We start from the raw sequence: 22,821 nt of genomic DNA, 5'->3' as shown, positions 1-22,821 counted from the left end.
TCCATTCCGCATTATTGCTTTATTTCTGTATCTCTACTGCATTTACACAATTCTTCATAAGCATTGCAATTGTCATAGGACCAACTCCACCCGGAACCGGTGTAATTGCACTTGCGTGTGGAAATACATCTTCATAATCCACATCACCGCATAACTTGTTATTCTCATCTCTGTGGATACCAACGTCTATAACAACTGCACCCTCTTTTACATATTCTGAATTAATAAACTGGGGTTTACCTATTGCCACAACTAATATGTCTGCTCTCTTAGCTACTTCTTTAAGATTCTTTGTATGTGAATGTGCAACCGTAACTGTAGCATTTTCTCTTAAGAGTAACATTGACATAGGCTTTCCTACAATATTACTTCTTCCTATTACTACACATTCCTTACCATCTATATCTATATTACTTCTCTTTAATAATTCAATAATTCCATAAGGTGTGCATGATATAAAGCCTTTTTTACCAATAGATAATGCACCGACACTCATTGGGTGGAAACCGTCAACATCTTTTTTGGCATCAATAGTTTCTATAACCTTATCTTCATTAATATGCTTTGGAAGTGGTAACTGGACTAAGATTCCGTTGACATCCTTACGATTGTTAAGTTCTTTAATAAGATTTAACAATTCTTCTTCAGTAGTGCTTTCCTCTAATTCATAAGATAAAGATTTAATTCCTATGTATTCACAGGCTTTCTTCTTATTTCCAACATATACGCTGCTTGCTTTATCATTGCCAACCTGAATAACTGCTAAAGTTATCTCAACGCCTTCTTCTTTATACTTAGCGACTTTCTCTTTTAATTCATCTTTTAATTCTTTAGAAATCTTTTTACCATCAATTATCTGTGCCATTATATCTTCTTACCTTCTTTCTCTAAATCTTCAAGTATCTCTTTAATAATTACTCTTTCATCAAAAGGGTATCTTACACCCTCAATCTCCTGATAATCCTCATGTCCTTTTCCAAGCAGAAGAACTATATCTCCGTCTATTGCATTTTCAATGCTGTATCTTATTGCTTCTTTTCTGTCAGGTATTACAATATATTTGCCATCAGTCTTATTAATTCCGACTTTGATATCCTCGATAATATCTAAAACATTTTCAAATCTGGAATTATCGGCTGTTATAATCGATAAATCTGCATATTTACCTGATATTTCTCCCATTTCATATCTTCTTAATTTCGAACGGTTACCACCACAGCCAAACAGACTTACAATACGTTTAGGATTATACGCTCTTATTGTTGTAAGAAGGCTTTCCATACTCATAGCATTATGTGCATAGTCAATTAATAATGTAAATCTGTCAGAAATCTTTACTGATTCTACTCTTCCCTTAACAAATGTATTTAATAAACCAGCCTTAATATCTTCACTGTTCACGCCAAATATCTCTGATACCATAATAGCTGACATTGCATTATATGCTGAAAATTTACCCGGAGTATTAACTTCGAAATGCTCATTAACTACTCCATGTGCATCAAAGCCTATTCCAATAAATCCCGGTCTTACAATGTATTCAATATTATCAATATGCAAATCTGCATTCTCGCTAAAGCCATATGTGTGCTTGTCACATACAGCTTCTTTCATCATATTTACAGCTTCTTTATCATCTATATTAAATATTCCATGCTTACATTGTTTGAATAAAAGGCTCTTACAATAGACATATTCATTATAATCAGCATGTTCATTTTCCCCGATATGGTCAGGCGAAAGATTAGTAAATACACCACAATCAAATTCTATTCCTGCTGTTCTGTTAAGTTTTAATGCCTGTGAAGAAACTTCCATAACGCAGACATCACAACCTTCTTCTACCATCATATTGAAGAATTTATGGATCTCATATGATTCAGGCGTAGTATTGTGAATCTCAAAGAATTTGTTGCCCATATATACACCAGTTGTTCCGATAATACCTACCTTTAATCCATGATGCTCTAATATGGTTCTTACCATAAACGTTGTTGTTGTCTTGCCTTTTGTTCCTGTAATTCCGACTGTCTTTAGTTTCTTAGCTGGATAATCAAATATTGCTGCCGACATATATGATAAAGCTATTCTCGTATCTTTAACTTTAATAACAGTTACATCTCTGTCTGTAAGTTCCGGTAAATCATTCATATCTTTTTCTACCACGAATACTTTACAGCCTTTATCTAGTGTTGCACTAATATACTTATGTCCATCAGTTACAGCACCAACAATACATATAAATGCATTGTCTGCATTTGCTTTTCTGGAATCATATACAACATCATTAATTACATTATCAACATTACCTTTTAGACATTCATAATCTAAGTTAACTAAACATTCTGATAATTTCATATGCACTCTCATTTCTGCGGTATATTTTATATTTTCAGAATAAATGATGTACCGCCAATCAATTATCCACTTATATATTATATTTCTATATTATGATTTTCGTGGCATAAGCCCCGATATTTGATGCCTACGAATTGTTCCGTGTTACACCCTGGCATCATATTATATTTCTATTTCACCATCAAATACGTGAGTTGCCTTACCTTTCATAATTACAGTACCATCTTCATAGTAAGTGTCTTTTAATTCACCGCCTCTGATATGGATATTAAGTTCTTCACCATATTTAGCAAAACCATTTAAGACTGCTGCTACTGTTACCGCACACGTTCCTGTTCCGCAGGACATTGTCTCGCCTGTGCCTCTTTCATACACTCTCATCTTGAAGTTATGGTCATCTATTACTTCAACAAATTCTGTATTCACCTTTTCAGGGAATAACTCCTGATTTTCAAAATATGGTCCTATTTCATCTAAATTAAGTTCATCAATTCCATGTGTGAATATTACCATATGTGGATTTCCCATAGATACTGCAGTCGCAACATATGTAGTGCCATTTACTGTCACTTCCTTTGCAATAAATGAATCTCCCTCTGTCTTCATAGGAATATCAGCCGGTTTTAATATTGCCTTACCCATATTAACTTCTGCATATTCGACCTTGTTATTCTCATCAACAGTTACCTTAATTGTCTTAATTCCAGAAGCCGTCTCTATCGTCATCTCTTTCTTATCTGTAAGATTATGGTCATAAGCATACTTTGCAACACATCTAATACCATTTCCACACATTTTACCCTCTGAACCGTCTGAGTTAAACATAATCATTCTTACATCTGCAACTTCAGATGGTGCTACGATTATAAGTCCATCGCTTCCAATTGCAAAATGTCTGTCACTTAGCTTTATTGCTGTTTCTGATGGATTATCTAACTTCTCTGTAAAACCATTCACATATACATAATCATTTCCTGTTCCATGCATTTTAGAAAATTTTAACTTCATAATATTCTCCATTCCGCAGACGTTTACGTCGGAGGAATCGCAAGCTTAATCTCAAATTCAGCCCTGCGATAAAAACTAAATATGACGCCTGCGACACATTTAGCGGTGCAAAAAATAATCGCATCAGCATTATTTTTCGCACTATTCACATTTCTTTAAAATAATCCCTCAATTACGCCTTCATTATTCACATCTATATTAAATGCAGCCGGTTTCTTTGGTAATCCAGGCATTGTCATTATCGCACCTGTAATAGCAACTACGAAACCTGCACCTGCTGATACATATACTTCTCTGATATTTACATTAAAGCCTGTTGGTCGTCCAAGCTTAGTCTGGTCATCGGATAATGAGTACTGATTCTTGGCCATACATACCGGAAGATTTCCAAAGCCCATCTCTGTTATCTTAGCAAGTGCTTTCTTAGCTGCTGGTGAATATGTAACATCATCTGCACCGTAAATCTTTGTTGCTATTGTCTTAATCTTATCTTCAAGAGACATTTCATCCGGATATAATACTTCGAATTTGCTTTCTTTTTTCTCTAATGTTTCTATAACCTTGTTAGCTAATTCAATTCCACCGTCTCCACCATTTTCCCATACTTTTGCTAAGGCGAATTCGCAACCTCTGTCCTCGCAGAATTTCTTTACAAATGCATATTCAGCCTCAGTATCAGTCACAAATGAATTAAGTGTAACTACGATAGGTACTTTATACTGTTGTAAGTTCTCAATATGCTTCTCAAGATTAACAATACCTTTTTCAAGAGCCTCTAAATTCTCATTATTAAGCTCTGTTTTAGGAACACCACCATTATATTTTAATGCTCTTACAGTTGCTACTAATACCACTGCATCAGGTTTTAATCCTGACATTCTGCACTTAATATCAAAGAATTTTTCTGCACCTAAGTCTGCGCCAAAGCCTGCTTCAGTAACAACAATATCTGCCATCTTAAGTGCTGTCTTTGTAGCTCTTACTGAATTACAGCCATGAGCAATATTTGCAAATGGTCCGCCATGCACTAATGCTGGTGTATGCTCTAATGTCTGGATAAGATTAGGCTTGATTGCATCCTTAAGTAATGCTGCCATAGCACCTATTGCATTTAAATCCTTAGCTGTTACAGGCTCACCATCATAATTATATGCAACAATTATTTTTCCTAATCTTTCTTTTAAATCATTCATATCATTTGCAAGACAAAGGATCGCCATTATCTCTGAAGCAACTGTAATTACGAAATGGTCTTCTCTTACAACTCCGTCCATTTTAGAACCAAGTCCAACAACAACATTTCTTAATACTCTGTCGTTCATATCCAGACATCTCTTCCATACAACCTGTCTTGTATCAATTCTTAACTCATTTCCCTGCTGGATATGGTTATCTAATAATGCAGCTAAAAGGTTGTTAGCCGATGTAATCGCATGGAAATCTCCTGTAAAATGAAGATTTAGCTCCTCCATTGGTACAACCTGTGAATATCCGCCTCCTGCTGCACCACCTTTAATACCAAAACATGGTCCAAGTGATGGTTCTCTAAGAGCAATAATTGATTTCTTATTTAACTTGCTTAATGCCTGTCCTAAGCCAACAGTTATAGTTGTCTTTCCCTCTCCTGCCGGTGTAGGATTAATAGCTGTAACTAAAACTAATTTACCATCTTTGTTATTCTTAATTTTATCCTGATATTCATTTGTTAATTTTGCCTTATATTTACCATATAATTCTAAATCATCTTCTTCGATACCGATTTTAGCAGCTACCTCTTTAATAGGTAACATAGTTGCTTCCTGTGCAATTTCAATATCTGACTTATATTTCTTTTCCATTTTCTACCTCATTTCTGCATATGTTTAATATGCTGTTTAGCCTTTTATTTTGTGTTTTCTAATCATATCATAACTAGTTGTTATTTCACAACCACTTATATTCTAACGAATATTTTCTCATATGCTGTGTAAATATATTTTAATATACAATTTCTAATTAATCTGTGTCTTTATGAAGACCTGCCTCGAACTGTTCAAGGGACATAAGAACTTTTCTTGGTTTGGTTCCCTCGTCAGGGCCAACGACTCCGGCTTTCTCTAACTGTTCTATAATTCTTGAAGCCCGGTTAAAACCTACTTTAAACATTCGCTGAATCATACTTGTAGAACCCTTGTCTTTCTCGATAACGAATCTTGCTGCCTCCTCAAATAAAACATCATTTCCATCATCATCTGCAGTCTGATTATCGTTGTCAGGCGTAGATATCTCCGCTTTAGCAACCTCTTCGTTATATTCGACATCTTTGTTATTATTAATAAGATAATTAACAACGGCTTGTACTTCTCCGTCCGATACAAATGCCCCCTGCAATCTTACAGGTTTAACATATCCTGATGGATAAAATAACATATCTCCATTACCAAGTAACTTCTCACCACCGTTGCAATCTATAATTGTTCTTGAATCTGTGCCAGATGAAACTAACAATGCAACTCTTGATGGAATATTAGCTTTAATAAGACCTGTAACAACATCTACAGATGGTCTCTGTGTAGCTATAATAAGATGTATTCCTGCTGCTCTTGCAAGCTGTGCAAGACGGCATATAGAACTCTCAACTTCTTTGGAGGCTACCATCATAAGATCTGCTAACTCGTCAATGATAATTACTATCTGATACATCGGTTCTAACTGTTCATTATCATCTTTATAACCCATTTGTTTAATCTTTTCATTATATCCTTTTATGTCTCTTACGTTATATTTTGAGAATTGTTTATATCGTTTACCCATTTCACCGACTGCCCAGTTAAGTGCACCTGCTGCTTTCTTAGGATCAGTAACTACCGGTGATAATAAGTGTGGTATACCATTATATACACCAAATTCAACCACTTTTGGATCGACAATTATCATCTTGACTTCTGATGGTTTGGCTCTGAATAAAATACTCATAATAATTGAGTTAGTAAATACTGATTTACCTGAACCTGTTGTACCTGCGATAAGCATATGTGGCATCTTTGCAATATCCGCTACCACAACTTTACCGGCTATATCCATTCCTGCAGCAAATGCTAACTTCGATGGATGCTTTGATAATTCTTCTGACTCAATTAAGTCTCTTAAGAATACAGAATCCCTTTCAGCATTAGGAACTTCTATTCCGACTGCTGCCTTGCCTGGAATAGGCGCTTCTATTCTTATATCCGCTGCTGCTAAATTAAGCTTAATATCATCCGATAAAGATGTAATCTTACTTACTTTTGTTCCAGTTTCAGGTTGTAATTCATATCTCGTAACTGAAGGTCCTCTGCTTTCATTAATTACAGTTGCTTTTACACCAAATGCATTAAGAGTTTCCTGAAGCTTAGCTGCTGTCTCGCTTATTTCACCAGGCCGCATACCATTTCTTCTCTTTTGCATCATACCTTTTCTAAGCAGACTAAGTGGTGGCATTGAATATGGACCTGATTTATTACCTTTACTCACTTCTTCAACAGCCTTAGGTTGCTCAATAACTTTCTCGACATCAGGAACAGGTCTGTCTATCGGAATATCCTTAACTGGTGATGCACTCTTAATTGGTACACCCGAAAATGCTTTCCTTTTCATAACTTCTTTAGCTGCTTTACTTACTTCTATCTTCTCTTTAGGCTTAAATTCGCCATTTCTCACAACTTCACTAAGTTCTTCATCAAAATTTTCTTCATAAGAATTATCTGAATGTTCTGAGTATTCTGAATCTTCTCTATTATCTCTACTATCCGTAATAAATTCAGGCTTATAATCAGTTCTGTACTGTTTCTTTTGTCCACCTTCGTTATATCCATTATTACTGACATTGTTATTATTCTTAGCACCAGTCTTCTCTAATTCCTCGGAATCAATATATCCACGATATAACGAACCATTCTGCAACAATTCATGCACATTTGCATCTACAGCATTCTCATCAGTTACTTTAGAATGAAGATTAACGCCCCTGACTGTATTCTTAACCCTCTCCATCTTATTCTGTTCTTTTTTAGCAATCCTCTCTGCACTGCTATCTTTCATTCGTTTAAAATCTTTCCTTGCTGAGTCATACATCTGTCTGCTTCCATGCTTAACAGAATTTATCAATGACTTCTCAGAAATTATAACCATAGATATCAATATTAAGGCGACCACTACTATAAACGCACCATAGATACCTATTGTAGAATATAATATGGCAGCAAATAATCCGCCTAACATTCCACCACCATTTTTATCCATACTGCAGGCATTAAACACACCTGTAAGTCTGAACCCATAATCTTTACCTGCATATACAAGTTGTAGGAATGTACACAATGTAATAAATAAAACTATTGCTGCCCCTAATTTCATCATCGCATTTCTACTGCTTACATTTGCAATAAAGAAACCAATGGCAATGAATACCAGAATCGGTACTATGTATGCAAATAAGCCAAATATTCCAAACATAAAACCACTTATAGCATTACCAAATCTGCCAATAAGCGAGAAATTACTAAGTTCTAACAGGATTACTATTGCAAAACCGGTAATTATCTTCACATCACTTGAAATAATACTTGTGCCGTCATCATACTTCTTAGTTGCCGAACTATTTCTTGCTGATGAACTGCTTCTCACTGATGAACTGCTTTTTCCTGTACGACTCCGGTTATTATTTGCTGTATTCGGCTTTCTGCTTGCAGTACTCTTTCCGGCTGTACTCTTTCTGCCTGTACTCTTTCCGGTTGTACTCTTCTTTTTGCCTTGCGCAGCCATTCTATTCCTCTTTTCTAATCAATCTTAAAACTTCTATATAATAAATAATAATACTCTCTTTTTTTCTCATATAACTTTATATAATAAAACTTGCTGCAATAGCCACTATTCCCATTAAGAAACAATAATATGAGAAATACTTCATTTTCTTATTATTAAATAATACTAATAATGTCTTAATACATACATATCCAACCACACCTGCTACAACTGCACCTATTCCATAATATGTAAGCTGTGTTTTGCCAATTGCATTACCTGGTGCAAATAAATCTTTAAGGTCTAATACACACGCACCTAATATAGCAGGAATTGACATTATAAATGAATATTTAATTGCAAATTTTCTGTCTAAACCACATAATACTCCTACTGTAAGTGTAGTTCCAGAACGCGATATACCTGGTAATGTTGCTATACCTTGTGCAATACCAAGTGTCAGGCTGTTCTTATATGTAGTCTCTTTAGGTGTCTTATGTCCTGCTGGTAATTCATCAACAACTGATAGCATAAGACCTGTTATAAGTAAACTGATTCCGGGTATAATAAGTGATGGATTATCCATATTAAATATTTTACTAAATATCACACCAATTATTCCTGTTGGGATTGTCGATACAATAATCAACATTACAAATTTTCTATATGCCGAGCTTACTATTTTAACATATGGCGAATTCTTCTTTGCAAATTTGTTTCCAAAAAATCTGCCAATATTTCTGCAGACATCTATAACGATTCCAATTCCCTCTTTTATTAACTTCCAGATATCCTTCCAATAGACTATAAATACTGCCACTAATGTTCCAAGATGAAGCAAAATATCATATGTAAGTCCCACATCTTCCAATCCAAATAATGCCTTAAAAATTGCCAGATGTCCTGAACTGCTTATAGGTAAAAACTCAGCTATTCCCTGAATAATACCAAGTATTATTGTCTCTAATAAACTCATATCTAATATCCTTTCTTTTTATAATGCCATTTCAACAGTTTCTGAACACTTGTTGCTAGAAAGCAGTCAGAAATTCGCATATGCAATTTCTGACTTGTCATATATAAAGGCTAATTTCTTCATACAGAATTAATTAGCTTTGTAAAAAGTAATAATATCAACATTATTTTTATACTATACTTATTAAAATGGCATATTTATACATATCCCTTATTCTACTATTTTTTTTGTTTTAATTCAATGTTTATTTTTGTTTACCTTTTTCCTTTTAACATTTCTTTAGTTACTACTCTATATTTTGTATAGAATTCATTTTAAATATATTACTTTTTATGTTCTGACTCTTGTATTTCTATTAACTCGTGTAATTTTCTCATAGCCTTATTAATTCCACCAATCTCATCTATTATACCTTCTTTAACTGCCTCTTCTCCAACTAGAATAGTCCCTAAATCCTTTGTCATAATTCCTTTATTTAACATCATTCTCTCAAAATCATCTTCTTTGACCTTACAATGAGATTTCACAAAACCTACAATTCTATCCTGTATTAATTTGAAATATTCATATGTCTGTGGTGCCCCAATAAATTGTCCATTCATTCTGACAGGATGAATAACCATTGTTCCTGATGGCACAATAAAAGAATAATCTGCTGAAACAGCAAGTGGTATCCCAATTGAATGACTACCTCCCAATACCAATGAAACTGTTGGTTTACTAAGTGAGGCAATCATTTCAGCAATTGCAAGTCCGGATTCAACATCTCCTCCTACGGTATTTATTATAAGCAGAACACCCTTATATTCTTTATCATCTTCTATCTGTGCTAATTTAGGCAATACGTGTTCATACTTAGTAGTCTTACTATTTGATGGCAAAACATCGTGTCCTTCAACTTCTCCGATAATCGATAAAAGATGTATTTTAACATTATCCTCATTATTCTTTAATGCTAATTGTCCCGATTCAATTATCACATCATTTTCCTTTTGTTGAATTTCAAGATTTTTTTCTTTATCACTCATTATATTATAGATTACCTCTCTTTATGATTTTTAAACATAAATTAAACCTCCTGCTATTATTTTTCTTAAAAAATATAATTTTATTCATTTATGATATTATTTAATTTTATCGTACCATCAACTCTATTCACAATTTTAATCTTTTTCTCAACTTTCGCTAAGAATAAAGAATGTCGCTTGCGACATTCTCCGCCTGTGGCGGATTGCTATAGCAACATTTTCTACTCCGCCGCAGTGCGATCCTCGCGGAGCGTTTTTTACTTACCAGGAAATTTCGTTGAAATTTCCTGGTAAGTAAAAAATAATATAGAACCCCAGATTGAGGTTCTATATACAGACATTAACTATATCAGATTTCTACATCTATATCATTATTATATTTATATAAACTATTACATCTCCATATTAAGTTTCTCCACAGTTTCTATTATCTGGCCATATCTCTTAATCTTATTATCTTTATCAGATGACTGTTCAATAATAGTATTTAATTCTTTCTGGATATCTCCTAATAAATCAACTGAGAAATTCTTCTTAAGCTCTTCTATTACATCTTCGAATCTCATAACTTCATGCTCAAGCTTTTTGCAAATACCCTCCCTTACATCATAAATTGTATCTGATAATACTTTTTTGAAATTTGATTTCATTGAATTACTCTTGATTTCACCTGAGAATTCTGATGTAATAATATCTTCAAACTGGGTAGTTGGAAATTCGATTGTAGGTATCTTTATTCCCTGTAATGTCTTTTCGACAAGTATTCTATAATATGATGCATCAAAATTTTCACCAAGAGAGTCTAAGTTCTCTATAATGATTGATAATAACTTATGCTTGAGTTCTGCAACATCTAACGATTTATTAAACGCATGCTCGATACATTCCTTACCGTCCTCAACAAAATTTCTAATATTCTCTATTGCATCGTAAGCATCAATATACTGGTATTTCTCATCATAACTGTAAATTACTCTTGCACTTGTACCCCATGTCCATGGTTTAAACCATACTGCTGCTGATTCTTTTCTGATTTCGTAATGAGTAGTAACACCCTCTTTTTCGGACACTTGAAGATACTCTCTGTTATAAGCCCGAATCTCACTTATTGCATTTAACTTCTGTCGCTCCACTTTCTCAATAAGATCATTAAATACTATCTCTAAGTTTGCATTCATCTTATTAATCTGGGTTGTAATCTGTTTCTTCTGTTCAGTAAGTTTCTCTTTATCGAATTCTAACAACTGTTCTCTACGTTTAGTTGCAAGATTAGAAATTCTTACAAGTTTGTCACTAAGTTCCTCTTTAGCTACAGGAATAAATGTCTTAGCTTTCTCTTCTAACATTTTCTCTTTATCTTCAACTACTTTCTTAAATACAGCCTTAACTTCGTCCATATTTCCTATGGTTCTTAAATCTTTGGCTGTAGGTTTGTTCTTATAGCACAAGTCATCATAAACACGTTTTTCCTTTTTATCATACTCATCAACCGGTTTCTTTGACATATTTTCAACCATTGATGAAACAAATATAGGATGTTTAAATTGCTCGATAATGTCATTATTTACATATATATTAGAATTTCTGTAATTAATAAATGCCTGCTGTGCATAATTAGTAAGCTTCTGCTTTGTGCTGTCAATTGCCCCTTTTATATTTTCACAATTCCACAAAGTGTCTCTTAATCCGTCATCAAATCTGCTACATACTAATACTACTTTTTTAACACCTTTCTTAGGAAGCTGCGATGCCATTAAGTCAATATCATTCTTATCAAGAAATGATGTCGATTTACTTAGAAAAAATACCACATCACATAATTCCATAAACTGTTTTGTCTTGTCTACACGTGATAAAATTGGATCATATAATCCAGGAGTATCCACAATCGATATACCATCTAACTCCTCTTTATCCACATAGACACTTACACTTTTAACAATAGGTGTATACTTTCCATTTTCACCAACATATTCATTAAGCGAATCCATAAGTTCATCATAAGAATCAAAATGAATAGTTTCATGACCTTTAAGTATGTATTTCTCAGGGACAATATCTCTTTCTTCTAACATCCCCATAATCTCTTTAGCAACTACATATTCACCTGTATCAGCTTCTTCTTTAGATTTAATATTAATTAATCTCCACTCATCCTTAGTAAAATATTCTACTTCTATTCTGTTTTCATCATCATATTCTATTCTTGTAAGAGCAGCTGTCTTAGGTGTTACTGCTGTTGGCAGAATCTTCTTGCCGTCAAATAGTAAAGTATTTAAAAATGTTGATTTACCAACCTTAACTCTTCCAATAATACCAATATTTAATTTTCTATCTTCTCGAAAAAAATCATTGGTTTTAGCTATGAAATTCTTCTTAATGGACGAAATATCAAATAAATCTATTTCATCCTCAAATTCACGCAAATTATTGTATACATTATCAACTTTCTCAGTGAATCTGCTAAATTCTATTTCATCTTCCTTTGTTCTTTCATAAAATTCCATTCCTTAATCCTCCTGCACCAGATTATCATTTCTAAATTCTCTGATAACTTTCAAATCTTGTTCAAGACTTTCAATATCTCTTGAACGGTTATTTTCTTCGATACTAATATCAATCTTAATATCAGATAATGATTTTTCAAGAATAGCTTTCTGTTTAAGAACATCTCGCTCTATTTTCTGGTTAATTCCATCTATATACTTGTTAATCTCACTTTCAATGCTTATGATTGTCTGTTCTGTAACTTCATCAATTATAGCCCTTGCTGCCTTGTCAACTTCTTTTTGTTTTTTCTTATTATTAGAAATATTATGAATGACATCAGCAACTACACCGACCATACCACCAATTACAGCCGCAAATGGAGCAAGTACAAGTCCGACACCCGCTAAGATAACAGGTAATGCAGTCTTAGTTATCTCGTCAACAACATTATTCTTTAAAGTCGCATTAACATTGTTAATAATTATATCATTTTCAGGAAACTCAATTGTAATCATCTCTGAAATATGTTCAACATACTTCTTTAACTTAGGCTCAAATTCAGTATTTATTCCGATTCTTACTGAACGTCTTACAACTGAATTTATCTTATCTGTTATATCAGTTCCATTCTCAAGCATTGCACTTATAGTAGGAAGTGTAGCCTCTAAATCTCCTTTAATTCTTTCTCTTATGGTATTAATACATACCTTGGCCTGTCTGCTGAAATTATTCTTCTCTTTATCTATATCTACTGAGATTTCATTCATTTTCTTTTCGACTTTTTCCTGCTCCTGCTCAAGTCTGGAAGTTGAAAGGCAGGCTTTATCTATTCTCTCAACTAAGTATACTTCTGTATACATTGAGGCTGCCCTTAATGCTTTAGAATATTTATTTATGAATATTTTGCCTGTCTGTCCCTGTATTTCCCTTAATATGTCCTTGAGTTCATCCACATTAACTTTTCCATAAGAATCAACACATGCAACCTTGACATCATCTCTTTCAACAATTTTACCAACTAATTTCTTTAGGAGTTTCTTACATTCTTCTAATTCATCATCATCAAGTCTGCTGCTCTTAGTAATAACCACATATACCGGCATATTGTAGACTTTCAGTTCCTTAAGGAAATCAGATATACTTTCTTTAAGAACCGGTTCGTCTGAAGATACAACCAATAAATATGCAAGGCTATTAGGAAGATATTGATCAATAGCTCTGTTATGTAATTCAAAACTTGTATCAAATCCTGGTAAATCAACAATGTTTACCGTCTTAATTTCTTTTAAGAATTCATTATCATATTCTATCTTAACTAAATCTGTTGTCTGAACAGTCAACCCTTTTAGTGGCAGCTCTTCTATTTTACGCTCTATTACAGCATTCTTATCATATTGATAGACCTTGTTATTGCCATAATAAATCTCAGTAGGGACCGCCGTCTCCGGTGTTATATCCACACTTAATAACGCTTTCCCGATAATTGCATTAATCATCGAACTCTTACCAGTACTAAAATTACCAACAACAGGAGTATTTACTCTATATGTATCAATACCAGCTATTATTTTATCTGTCTCTGCTGTATCAATACCATATTTTTCCTGAATTTCTTTCAATTTTCTGAACTTTTTTTTGTATACACTTACACATTCCATTTTGAATAACCTCCTCAATCTCTATAGCTATCAGATTGACACTTTGAAAATCATATTTTCCTTGTTGATTCCCCAACGATTAATTCTCCCGCAAAAACTTTATGTACAGACCCTTCATTATTGTCTATGGCATCAAATAATATTCTAATTGTTTCCTTCGCAATATTCTCTACAGGCTGCCTTATTGTAGTTAGAGATGGTGTAATAAATCTACTAAGTTCCAGGCCATCATATCCTGCTACAGAATAGTCATCTGGTATATTATATCCATTTTCCAAAATAGCCCTGCAGGCTCCGATTGCAATTAGATCTGTGCTTGCAAAAATTGCTGTACAATCCGCCTTCTCTTCTAACAATCTCTTCATTGCATTATATCCACTTTGTATTGAATATCTGTCATTTCCACTCTGTAAATAATAGACTAGTTTCTCGTTAAACTCAATATTATTGTCAGATAATGCCTTTTTATATCCCTCAAATCTTAATTTTCCTATACTCTCATCACATATTGCAGATAACACTGCTATTTTATTATGACCTAATTTACACAAATAATCAACTACTTTATAGCTTTCTTTTACATCATCTACTGCAACAGAAGAGTATTCCATATTCTTCATATTATCAGTCATTCCTACCGTACTTAGCACAAATGGAACTGTCAATTTCTCTAACTTATCCTTAGGATGAGAGAAATATCCACCAAGAAATACTATGCCTTTTAATCGTTTTTCCTTTTCTAACTCTATGGCCACTTCAATTTCATCCTGATTTTCATCAACATGTTGTAGAATAAATGTATATTTTTTTTTCTCGATTTCTCTTTCTAATTCAGTAATTACCGGACTGAAAAATAGATTATTAATTCCTTTAACCAGTACAGCAATATTATTAGTTTCAGAACGTTTTAAATTTCTTGCACTATTATTAGGTATATAGTTGTTTTCTTTAATTACACCTAAGATTTTATTCTTGGTTTCTTCATTAATCCCAGGCTTGTTGTTAATTGCCCTTGATACTGTGCTGACACCTACTCCACATATCTTAGCAACATCCTTAATCGTTATCGTGTCCATTTTAACCTCCATATTGCCAATAACTATGTATTTTAAAGCTATCCTAATCCTATAAAGCAATATAGGTTGGATAAATAAAATCTACCCAACCTCATGATTATCTTTCGTAAACTAATGTTAACTTCTTTATTTTTTCTAATAATTCATCATCAATATCACCCTTGACTAACCTCCATTTCCAGTTAGTTCCAAGTGTAGATGGTACATTTATTCTCGCTTCACTTCCTAATCCCAAATAATCCTGAATAGGTATAATTGCAAGATCAGCAACCGTTGCAAGAGTTGCTTTTATGAAATCCCAATGAATATTTTCTTCATCCGGATTAGGTGTATTAAGATATATTTTAGAGTATTCTTTATCTTTTTCTGATATAGTCTTATACCAGCCCTGAATAGTATCATTATCATGTGTTCCGGTATATACGACACAATTCTTATCATAGGTATGAGGAAGATAATTGCTTTCTTCTCTTGAATCAAATGCAAATTGCATAATCTTCATACCTGGATATCCTGTATCCTTAACTAATTTTACAACTGTATCTGTAAGATATCCTAAATCCTCAGCTATAATATTCAATTTTCCAAGTGATTCTGTAAGTGCATTAAACAAATCAATGCCTGGACCTTTTTCCCAATGCCCATTCTCCGCAGTTTTATCACCATATGGAATTGAATAATATTCATCAAATCCTCTGAAATGATCTATTCTTACCACATCATACAATTTAAAACTATGTGCTACTCTCTTTTTCCACCATTCATATTTTGTCTTCTTATGATATTCCCAGTCATATAATGGATTACCCCATAACTGACCTGTAGCTGCAAATGCATCTGGCGGACAACCTGCAACAGCCTTAGGAATATTATCCTCATTAAACTGAAATAATTTAGTATCAGACCAGCAATCAGCACCATCAAATGCTACATATATAGGAATATCTCCTATAATCTTTATGCCTGAATCATTAGCATATTTCTTGAGTTTATTCCACTGTTTAAAGAATTTATATTGAATAAAATTATAAAATTCTATATCATCGCTCAATTCTTCTTTATATCGTTCTATAGCTTCAGGTTCTCTTAACTTGATGTCCTCGTCCCAATCTGTCCACATTTCACCTTCGTAAGAATCCTTAACCGCCATATATAAAGAATAATCTTCTAACCACTCAGAATTGTCTTTGACAAATTCTTTGTAATCCTCAGTATCTACATTAAAATTTTCAAATGCCGACCATAATAATCCGAATCTTGATTCATAAACTTTACCATAATCAACATTTCTATCATCATCACCAAAATCGCACTCATCACATTCTTCCTTTGATAATAATCCCTCTTCTATTAGTTCTTCTAAATCAATAAAATATGGATTACCTGCAAATGTTGAAAATGACTGATATGGTGAGTCTCCAAAACTGGTAGGTCCTAAAGGTAATATCTGCCAATATGACTGATGGGCTTTCACAAGCCCATCGATAAAATCATATGCTTCTTTTGAGAAACAACCTATACCGTATTTTGATGGGAGACTCGTTATTGGCATTAAAATACCACTTGCTCTCATACTCATAACACGCTCCTAACCCTTTACAGCACCAGCAGCAACACCTTTTATAATGTGCTTCTGACATACTAAGTAAAATAATACAATAGGTATAATTGCAACAACTAACATAGCCATTAACCAACCTAATTGATATGTACCATGTGAACCTGTACATGCATCAATTGCAATTGGAATTGTCTTAACATCTGTAGGCAATACAAGTTTTGGTAAGAGATAATCGTTCCATACCCACATTGTCTCAAGAATTGCTATTGTAACCATTGTTGGTTTTAACATAGGCATTACAACTTTGAAGAATGTCTGTAGTGGATTACAACCATCTATCATGGCTGCTTCTTCAACATCATATGGAATTGCTTTGACAAATCCACTAAACATAAACACACACATTCCGGATCCAAATCCGACATACAGAATAATAAGACCATATTGTGTATTTAAACCTAACATAGATGCAAAACTTGCCATTGTATACATAACCATCTGGAATGGTACTATCATCGAAAATACAAAACCATAATATATTACAGATGTTACTTTTGATTTAACTCTTGTAAGATACCATGCTGTCATTGATGTAAGTAATACAATTACAGCAACTGCTACTACAGTAATAATTACAGATACTTTTATGGCATCAATCATTTTAATTGCTTTAGCACCTTCTACATAGTTCTTAAATCCGTTCCATGACTTCTTAGAAAGTAATTCGAACGCATTTCCTTTACCTTGCATTAAGAATGCTTTCTTCTTAAAAGAGTTCATAATAACAGTTGCAATAGGCATCATAAATACTAAAGCTAATACTGTTAAGAAAATAAATGTAACTGTATCTACGATAATTTTTCTTAATTTAATTCCCATTATGACTCAACCTCCTTAGATCTTGTTAATCTAAGCTGAGCAAATGTTATACATGCTACAATAAGGAAGAATATAACAGCTTTTGCCTGCCCTCGACCTTCAGCATATGAACTTGCTCCGTAGAATGTTTTATAAATGTCCATTGCAAGAAGACTAGTCTTGATTGAATTACCATTTAATGCATAGTTCTGATCATACAACTTAAACGAATTTGACAATGTTAAGAATAAACATATTGTTACCGATGGCATTACCAAAGGTATTGTTATCTTATATAGTATCTGAAATGGCGTTGCGCCATCAATTTTCGCAGCCTCTATTACATCCTCAGGTATATTCTGGATACCCGCGATATAAATTATCATCATATATCCCATTAACTGCCAGCACATAACTATTAACAGCCCCCAGAATCCATAATCCTTTACAGAATATGTAAATGGGTGATGGAAAACTTTTCTTGTTATTGTATCAAGTGTTTCTTTCCAGATATAACCTAAAACAATACCACCAATAAGATTTGGCATAAAGAATATTGTTCTAAAGAAGTTAGTTCCCGGAATCTTTTTTGTAAGTAATAATGCTAATGCAAAAGCACCTACGTTAATTAAAATTACTGAAAGTATTGTGAATTTTGTAGTTCTAAGTAATGCTTCTATAAATGACTTATCTTCCGTAAATATAGTCATGTAGTTCTTAATACCTACCCATTCAGCATCTCTAATTGTATTAAACTTGCAGAAGGACAGATATATACCCATTACAAATGGAATTACAAATGCTATTACAAAAGCAATTAACGTCGGAAGGACAAATATTGGAAAATACTTTTTCAATGATTTATTATTCATGATATCTCTCCTAGCTCTTTTTTTCTGAAAAAATAGTGAGAAAAGGCTAATAGAACCTCTCTCACCTCTTGAATTGTTCTTATTAATTATCCCCACACCACATACATGACGTGGGGATATATATTAGTTAATTTCTAATTTAATTTAACTGGATTAGTCGTTAGCTGCTGCCTTCTCTGAAGCCCATTTATCTTTAGCCTGTGAAACAACATCTTTCCAATCCATTCCGCCTTCAGCGTATGATAATAAGTTCTCGCCTAAAGCATCTTTCCAATCCTGTGAAGGAGTTGTAACTGTTACCCATGTAACTGTTGTTGTGTCTGAGTTGTTAACATCATCTAATGCAAGTTTAACAAGTGGGTTAGCATCTGCTGCTTTAGAGTTATCAAATCCTTTGAAAGGAGCAACACCATAGCTCTCTGATACAAACTTCATACCTGTTTCTGAAGAGTATAACCACTTTAAGAAGAATTCTGAAGCTGCTTTATCATCTGCTGATGCTTGACTGTTTACACATACAAAGTTCTCTGTACCTGTGCAAAGGCCCTGTTTTTCTTCACCTTCAGCACCTGTGTAGATTGGCATATAGTAAAGATCATCTCCTTTAACTACTGCGCCATCAACATTAATCTGGTTCCAAGCCCATACACCATTCTGTGCAATAGCTGCTTTACCTGTTGCAAACTCTAACATAGAGTCATCAACTGTACCTGTTGAAGCTTCTTTCTGTGATACAGTAGAATCTGTCATGTATAAATCAAGAATTGCTTTGTACTGATCTGCAAATGAAAAATCAATTTCTTTCTTATCACTTGCATTATCTTTCTGATATTCATAGTAAAGTGGCAAGTCGAATAAGTGGTTTGTGATTCTCCAGTTATTGCTTGAGTTTAATGCAATTTCTGAGAATACACCATCAATTCCAAGTTCAGCTTTGTGAGCCTGCATATCATCTGCAACTTTCTTTAACTTATCAAATGAGTTGATATCTTCAATCTTTGTGCATCCTGTATCAGCTATTCCACTTAATGCAAAATATTTTTCAAAGATTGTTTTGTTACAGATAAGTCCATAAGTTTCCATTACAAGTGGAATACCATATACACCATCTGATGTTGAAATTGTGCTGTCTTTATCAGTTAACATATTATAGAATTCTGTTCCTGATAAATCTTCACAATAATCTTTCCATGTATTGTATCCTGATGGACCATTGATTGTGAATAATGTTGGAGCATCTTCTTTCTCCATTTCAACTTTAAGAGTTGATTCATACTGGTTCTCAGCTGCTGTTACAACCTTAGCTTTTATTCCAGTTTCTTTTGTGAAGGCTGCCATAACTGCATCATATGCATCTGCGATTTCAGGTTTGAAGTTTAAGAAATAAACCGAACCATTATCTTTGTTTCCTTCTGTTGATGTGTTGTTTTTGTTATCGTCCTTCTTAGCATCTTTTGTGTCATCTTTAGAGCCACAACCTACTAATGCTGTTGCTGCCATTGCAACACAGAGGGCAACGCTTAATAATTTCTTTCTCATTTAGTTCTACCTCTCCTTCTTTAATGAGTAATTTTAGTAACCAGATCGTTACCTTGTAATCTCTTACATTATCGTACGGTAACGTTTCCAATAACTATGTATGAATAATATCATACTTATTCAATTTTTGCAAGAAAAATTAATAAAGTCATTATATAATTGTGCAATTTTAACAACTATATAATGACTTTATTGTGCATTTTTAACCTATTTCTAATATGATTTTCAACATAATATTTCCTAAATATTGTTTATTTTGTATAATTTTAATATTTGCCGGCAATTTCTTCAAAACTTATCCTGCCACCAAACAAGTCTAATGAACTTCCAATAGTAAAGTCTAATCTTCCGTCTGAATATTTTTTTAATATTTCTATATCTTCTAATGACTTTACACCACCTGCGTAGGTAATTGGGATTTCATCAAAACTTCCTAATATTTTAACAAGTTCTCTTTCTATACCATTATTCTTACCCTCAACATCTACTGCATGAATCAGAAATTCATCGCAATATCCTGCTAATTTATGCATAAATTCTTCATTTACTATTTCATCAGTAAATCTCTGCCATCTGTCTGTAACAATATAATACTTATCATTTTTCTTTCTGCAGCTCAGATCAAGAACCAATCGTTCTTTACCAACTGCCTTATATATTCTCTCAAGATTATCATAATTAAGTCTGCTATCTGAAAACACATACGAAGTAACTATTACATGGCTTGCTCCTGCATCAAGAAATTCCCTTGCATTATCTGCATTAATTCCTCCACCTATCTGCATACCACCTTTATATGCATTGAGTGCTAATAGAGCCTGTTCTTTGGTAGCTTCATAATATTCCGAATCTTTATGGTTAAGTAAGATAATGTGTCCTCCCGAAAGATTCCGGACTTTATACAGATTCGCATAATAATCAGCACCTTTTTCAGATACAAAATTTTCCTTTGCAATGTTGCCCTCATCTTTAATCGATGAACCAACTACTTGTTTAACTTTGCCATTATGTATATCAATGCATGGTCTGAACTTCATATTATTCCTCATTTCTGAGCGACTTGCTGCGATTAGGTGAGGAGAAATTCGCGTAGGTGATTTCTCATCTGCCATAAAAGCTATTTGCTTTCGCTCCGAAACAAATAGCTATGTGAAAAATAATCGCATCAGCGTTATTTTTCACACTATTCTTCTCCTTTTCATCAGCATTTTTTAACATCTGATGTTCTGTTCTAAATGATTAAGGTGCCAAAATGGACTTTTGACACCCTGTGTTCTCTATATAATATCAGTTATTTAACGCCTGTTCAATATCTGCAATGATATCATTTACATTTTCTATACCGACAGATAATCTGATTAAATCAGGCTGGACTCCTGCTTCTATCAGCTGCTCTTCAGTAAGCTGTCTATGTGTATGACTTGCCGGATGAAGCACCGAAGTTCTCGCATCTGCAACATGTGTAACTATTGCAATCATTTTTAACTTATCCATAAATTCTATCGATGCATCGCGTCCACCCTTTAAACCGAATGAGATAACACCACAGCTTCCGTTTGGCATATATTTTTGGGCAAGTCCATAATATTTATTATCCTTAAGTCCGCTGTAATTTACCCATGCTATTTTATCATTATTTACAAGATATTCAGCTACTTTCTGAGCATTTTCACAATGTCTCTGCATTCTTAAATGAAGTGTTTCAAGTCCTACATTAAGTAAAAACGCATTCATAGGTGATGGTATTGAACCTAAATCCCTCATAAGCTGAACAGTTGCTTTAGTTATGTATGCACCTTTTCCAAATTTCTGTGTGTAGATAATTCCATGATATGATGCATCAGGAGTTGTAAGTCCAGGAAACTTGTCAGCGTGTGCATCCCAGTCAAAATTGCCACTGTCTACAATACATCCGCCTACTGCCATAGCATGTCCGTCCATATATTTCGTTGTAGAATGAGTAACGATGTCTGCACCCCATTCAAAAGGCCGGCAGTTAATAGGTGTAGCAAATGTATTGTCTATAATAAGAGGAACACCATGTGAATGTGCAATTCTGGCAAATTTTTCAATATCAAGAACCACAAGCGATGGATTAGAGAGTGTTTCAGCAAACAGTCCTTTTGTATTAGGCTTAAAAGCTTTTGAAATCTCTTCTTCAGAAGCATCCGGATCAATAAATGTAAAATCTATACCCATTTTCTTCATTGTTACAGCAAAAAGGTTGAATGTTCCACCATAGATAGGTGCTGAACTTACTATATGGTCACCTTCTTCGCAAATATTTAAAATCGCATAAAAGTTAGCTGCCTGCCCTGATGATGTAAGCATCGCACCTACTCCACCCTCTAATTCTGCAATCTTAGAAGCAACTGCATCATTTGTAGGATTCTGAAGTCTTGTATAGAAATATCCAGAATCCTCTAAGTCAAATAATCTTCCCATCTGGTCGCTTGTATCATACTTAAATGTTGTACTCTGATATATAGGTAATACCCTTGGTTCGCCTTTCTTTGGTTTCCAGCCTCCCTGTATACATATTGTTTCTAAATTTCTTTTTTCCATAGTTTCTGCCTTCTTTCTTATAATTCATATTTTAATAACACACAGGATTCCTAAAAATCCATTTCACTAAA

Annotated in this window: 16 protein-coding genes; all 16 read right to left on the bottom strand. The window is 33.7% G+C overall.

The genetic code is table 11. The annotated features are described in order from the left end of the window. Positions 1–19 precede the first annotated feature (19 nt). The gene (folD, locus tag OCV48_RS10380; RefSeq protein ID WP_394803277.1) at positions 20–868 is read right to left on the bottom strand and encodes a bifunctional methylenetetrahydrofolate dehydrogenase/methenyltetrahydrofolate cyclohydrolase FolD; all 849 of its coding nucleotides are present in this window, start codon (positions 866–868) and stop codon (positions 20–22) included. After that, a complete protein-coding gene (locus tag OCV48_RS10375; protein WP_147591876.1) occupies positions 865–2,358 on the bottom strand; it encodes a UDP-N-acetylmuramoyl-L-alanyl-D-glutamate--2,6-diaminopimelate ligase in 1,494 nt (497 codons plus the stop codon). Before OCV48_RS10375 ends, folD begins: the two co-directional genes overlap by 4 nt. A 162-nt stretch (positions 2,359–2,520) precedes the next feature. Continuing rightward, positions 2,521–3,366 (bottom strand): diaminopimelate epimerase, encoded by an 846-nt coding sequence (dapF, locus tag OCV48_RS10370; RefSeq protein WP_021982987.1) that lies wholly within the window; start codon positions 3,364–3,366, stop codon positions 2,521–2,523. Between the two features lie 155 nt (positions 3,367–3,521). Next, entirely contained in the window at positions 3,522–5,204 is a 1,683-nt protein-coding gene (locus OCV48_RS10365) for a formate--tetrahydrofolate ligase (protein ID WP_021982986.1), read from the bottom strand. 157 nt (positions 5,205–5,361) lie between these two features. Beyond that, positions 5,362–8,148 carry an FtsK/SpoIIIE family DNA translocase gene (locus tag OCV48_RS10360; protein ID WP_021982985.1) on the bottom strand — a complete coding sequence of 929 codons (2,787 nt, stop codon included), beginning with the start codon at positions 8,146–8,148 and terminating at the stop codon, positions 5,362–5,364. Between the two features lie 76 nt (positions 8,149–8,224). After that, on the bottom strand, positions 8,225–9,103 hold the full coding sequence (locus OCV48_RS10355; RefSeq protein ID WP_021982984.1) for an undecaprenyl-diphosphate phosphatase: 879 nt from the start codon (positions 9,101–9,103) through the stop codon (positions 8,225–8,227). 323 nt (positions 9,104–9,426) lie between these two features. Then, positions 9,427–10,131, bottom strand: coding sequence for a ClpP family protease (locus OCV48_RS10350; protein ID WP_021982983.1), 705 nt, complete (start codon positions 10,129–10,131; stop codon positions 9,427–9,429). A 392-nt stretch (positions 10,132–10,523) separates the two neighbouring features. Further along, the gene (locus tag OCV48_RS10345; protein ID WP_147591875.1) at positions 10,524–12,638 is read right to left on the bottom strand and encodes a dynamin family protein; all 2,115 of its coding nucleotides are present in this window, start codon (positions 12,636–12,638) and stop codon (positions 10,524–10,526) included. 3 nt (positions 12,639–12,641) lie between these two features. Then, positions 12,642–14,279: a dynamin family protein gene (locus tag OCV48_RS10340; RefSeq protein ID WP_147591874.1), complete on the bottom strand. Its 1,638-nt coding sequence runs from the start codon at positions 14,277–14,279 to the stop codon at positions 12,642–12,644. Positions 14,280–14,329: 50 nt separating this feature from the next. Next, positions 14,330–15,355, bottom strand: coding sequence for a LacI family DNA-binding transcriptional regulator (locus tag OCV48_RS10335; protein ID WP_021982980.1), 1,026 nt, complete (start codon positions 15,353–15,355; stop codon positions 14,330–14,332). A 97-nt stretch (positions 15,356–15,452) separates the two neighbouring features. Continuing rightward, positions 15,453–16,928, bottom strand: coding sequence for a 4-alpha-glucanotransferase (gene malQ / locus OCV48_RS10330; protein WP_147591908.1), 1,476 nt, complete (start codon positions 16,926–16,928; stop codon positions 15,453–15,455). Between the two features lie 15 nt (positions 16,929–16,943). Next, positions 16,944–17,795, bottom strand: coding sequence for a carbohydrate ABC transporter permease (locus tag OCV48_RS10325; RefSeq protein WP_021982978.1), 852 nt, complete (start codon positions 17,793–17,795; stop codon positions 16,944–16,946). Next, positions 17,795–18,646, bottom strand: a complete 852-nt coding sequence (locus OCV48_RS10320; RefSeq protein WP_147591873.1) for a carbohydrate ABC transporter permease — start codon at positions 18,644–18,646, stop codon at positions 17,795–17,797. The genes OCV48_RS10325 and OCV48_RS10320 overlap by 1 nt, the downstream gene beginning before the upstream one ends. A 153-nt stretch (positions 18,647–18,799) precedes the next feature. Continuing rightward, positions 18,800–20,185: an ABC transporter substrate-binding protein gene (locus OCV48_RS10315; protein WP_021982976.1), complete on the bottom strand. Its 1,386-nt coding sequence runs from the start codon at positions 20,183–20,185 to the stop codon at positions 18,800–18,802. A gap of 266 nt (positions 20,186–20,451) precedes the next feature. Beyond that, a complete protein-coding gene (gene hisA, locus OCV48_RS10310; RefSeq protein ID WP_021982975.1) occupies positions 20,452–21,222 on the bottom strand; it encodes a phosphoribosylformimino-5-aminoimidazole carboxamide ribotide isomerase in 771 nt (256 codons plus the stop codon). Between the two features lie 250 nt (positions 21,223–21,472). Beyond that, positions 21,473–22,750: an O-acetylhomoserine aminocarboxypropyltransferase/cysteine synthase family protein gene (locus tag OCV48_RS10305; RefSeq protein WP_021982974.1), complete on the bottom strand. Its 1,278-nt coding sequence runs from the start codon at positions 22,748–22,750 to the stop codon at positions 21,473–21,475. Positions 22,751–22,821 lie beyond the last annotated feature (71 nt).

It is taken from the genome of Bovifimicola ammoniilytica (assembly GCF_025567085.1).
Classification (GTDB): Bacteria; Bacillota; Clostridia; order Lachnospirales; family Lachnospiraceae; genus Bovifimicola; species Bovifimicola ammoniilytica.
The sequence above is the reverse complement of the archived record's forward strand: the minus strand, read 5'-3'. Positions and strand labels throughout refer to the sequence as shown.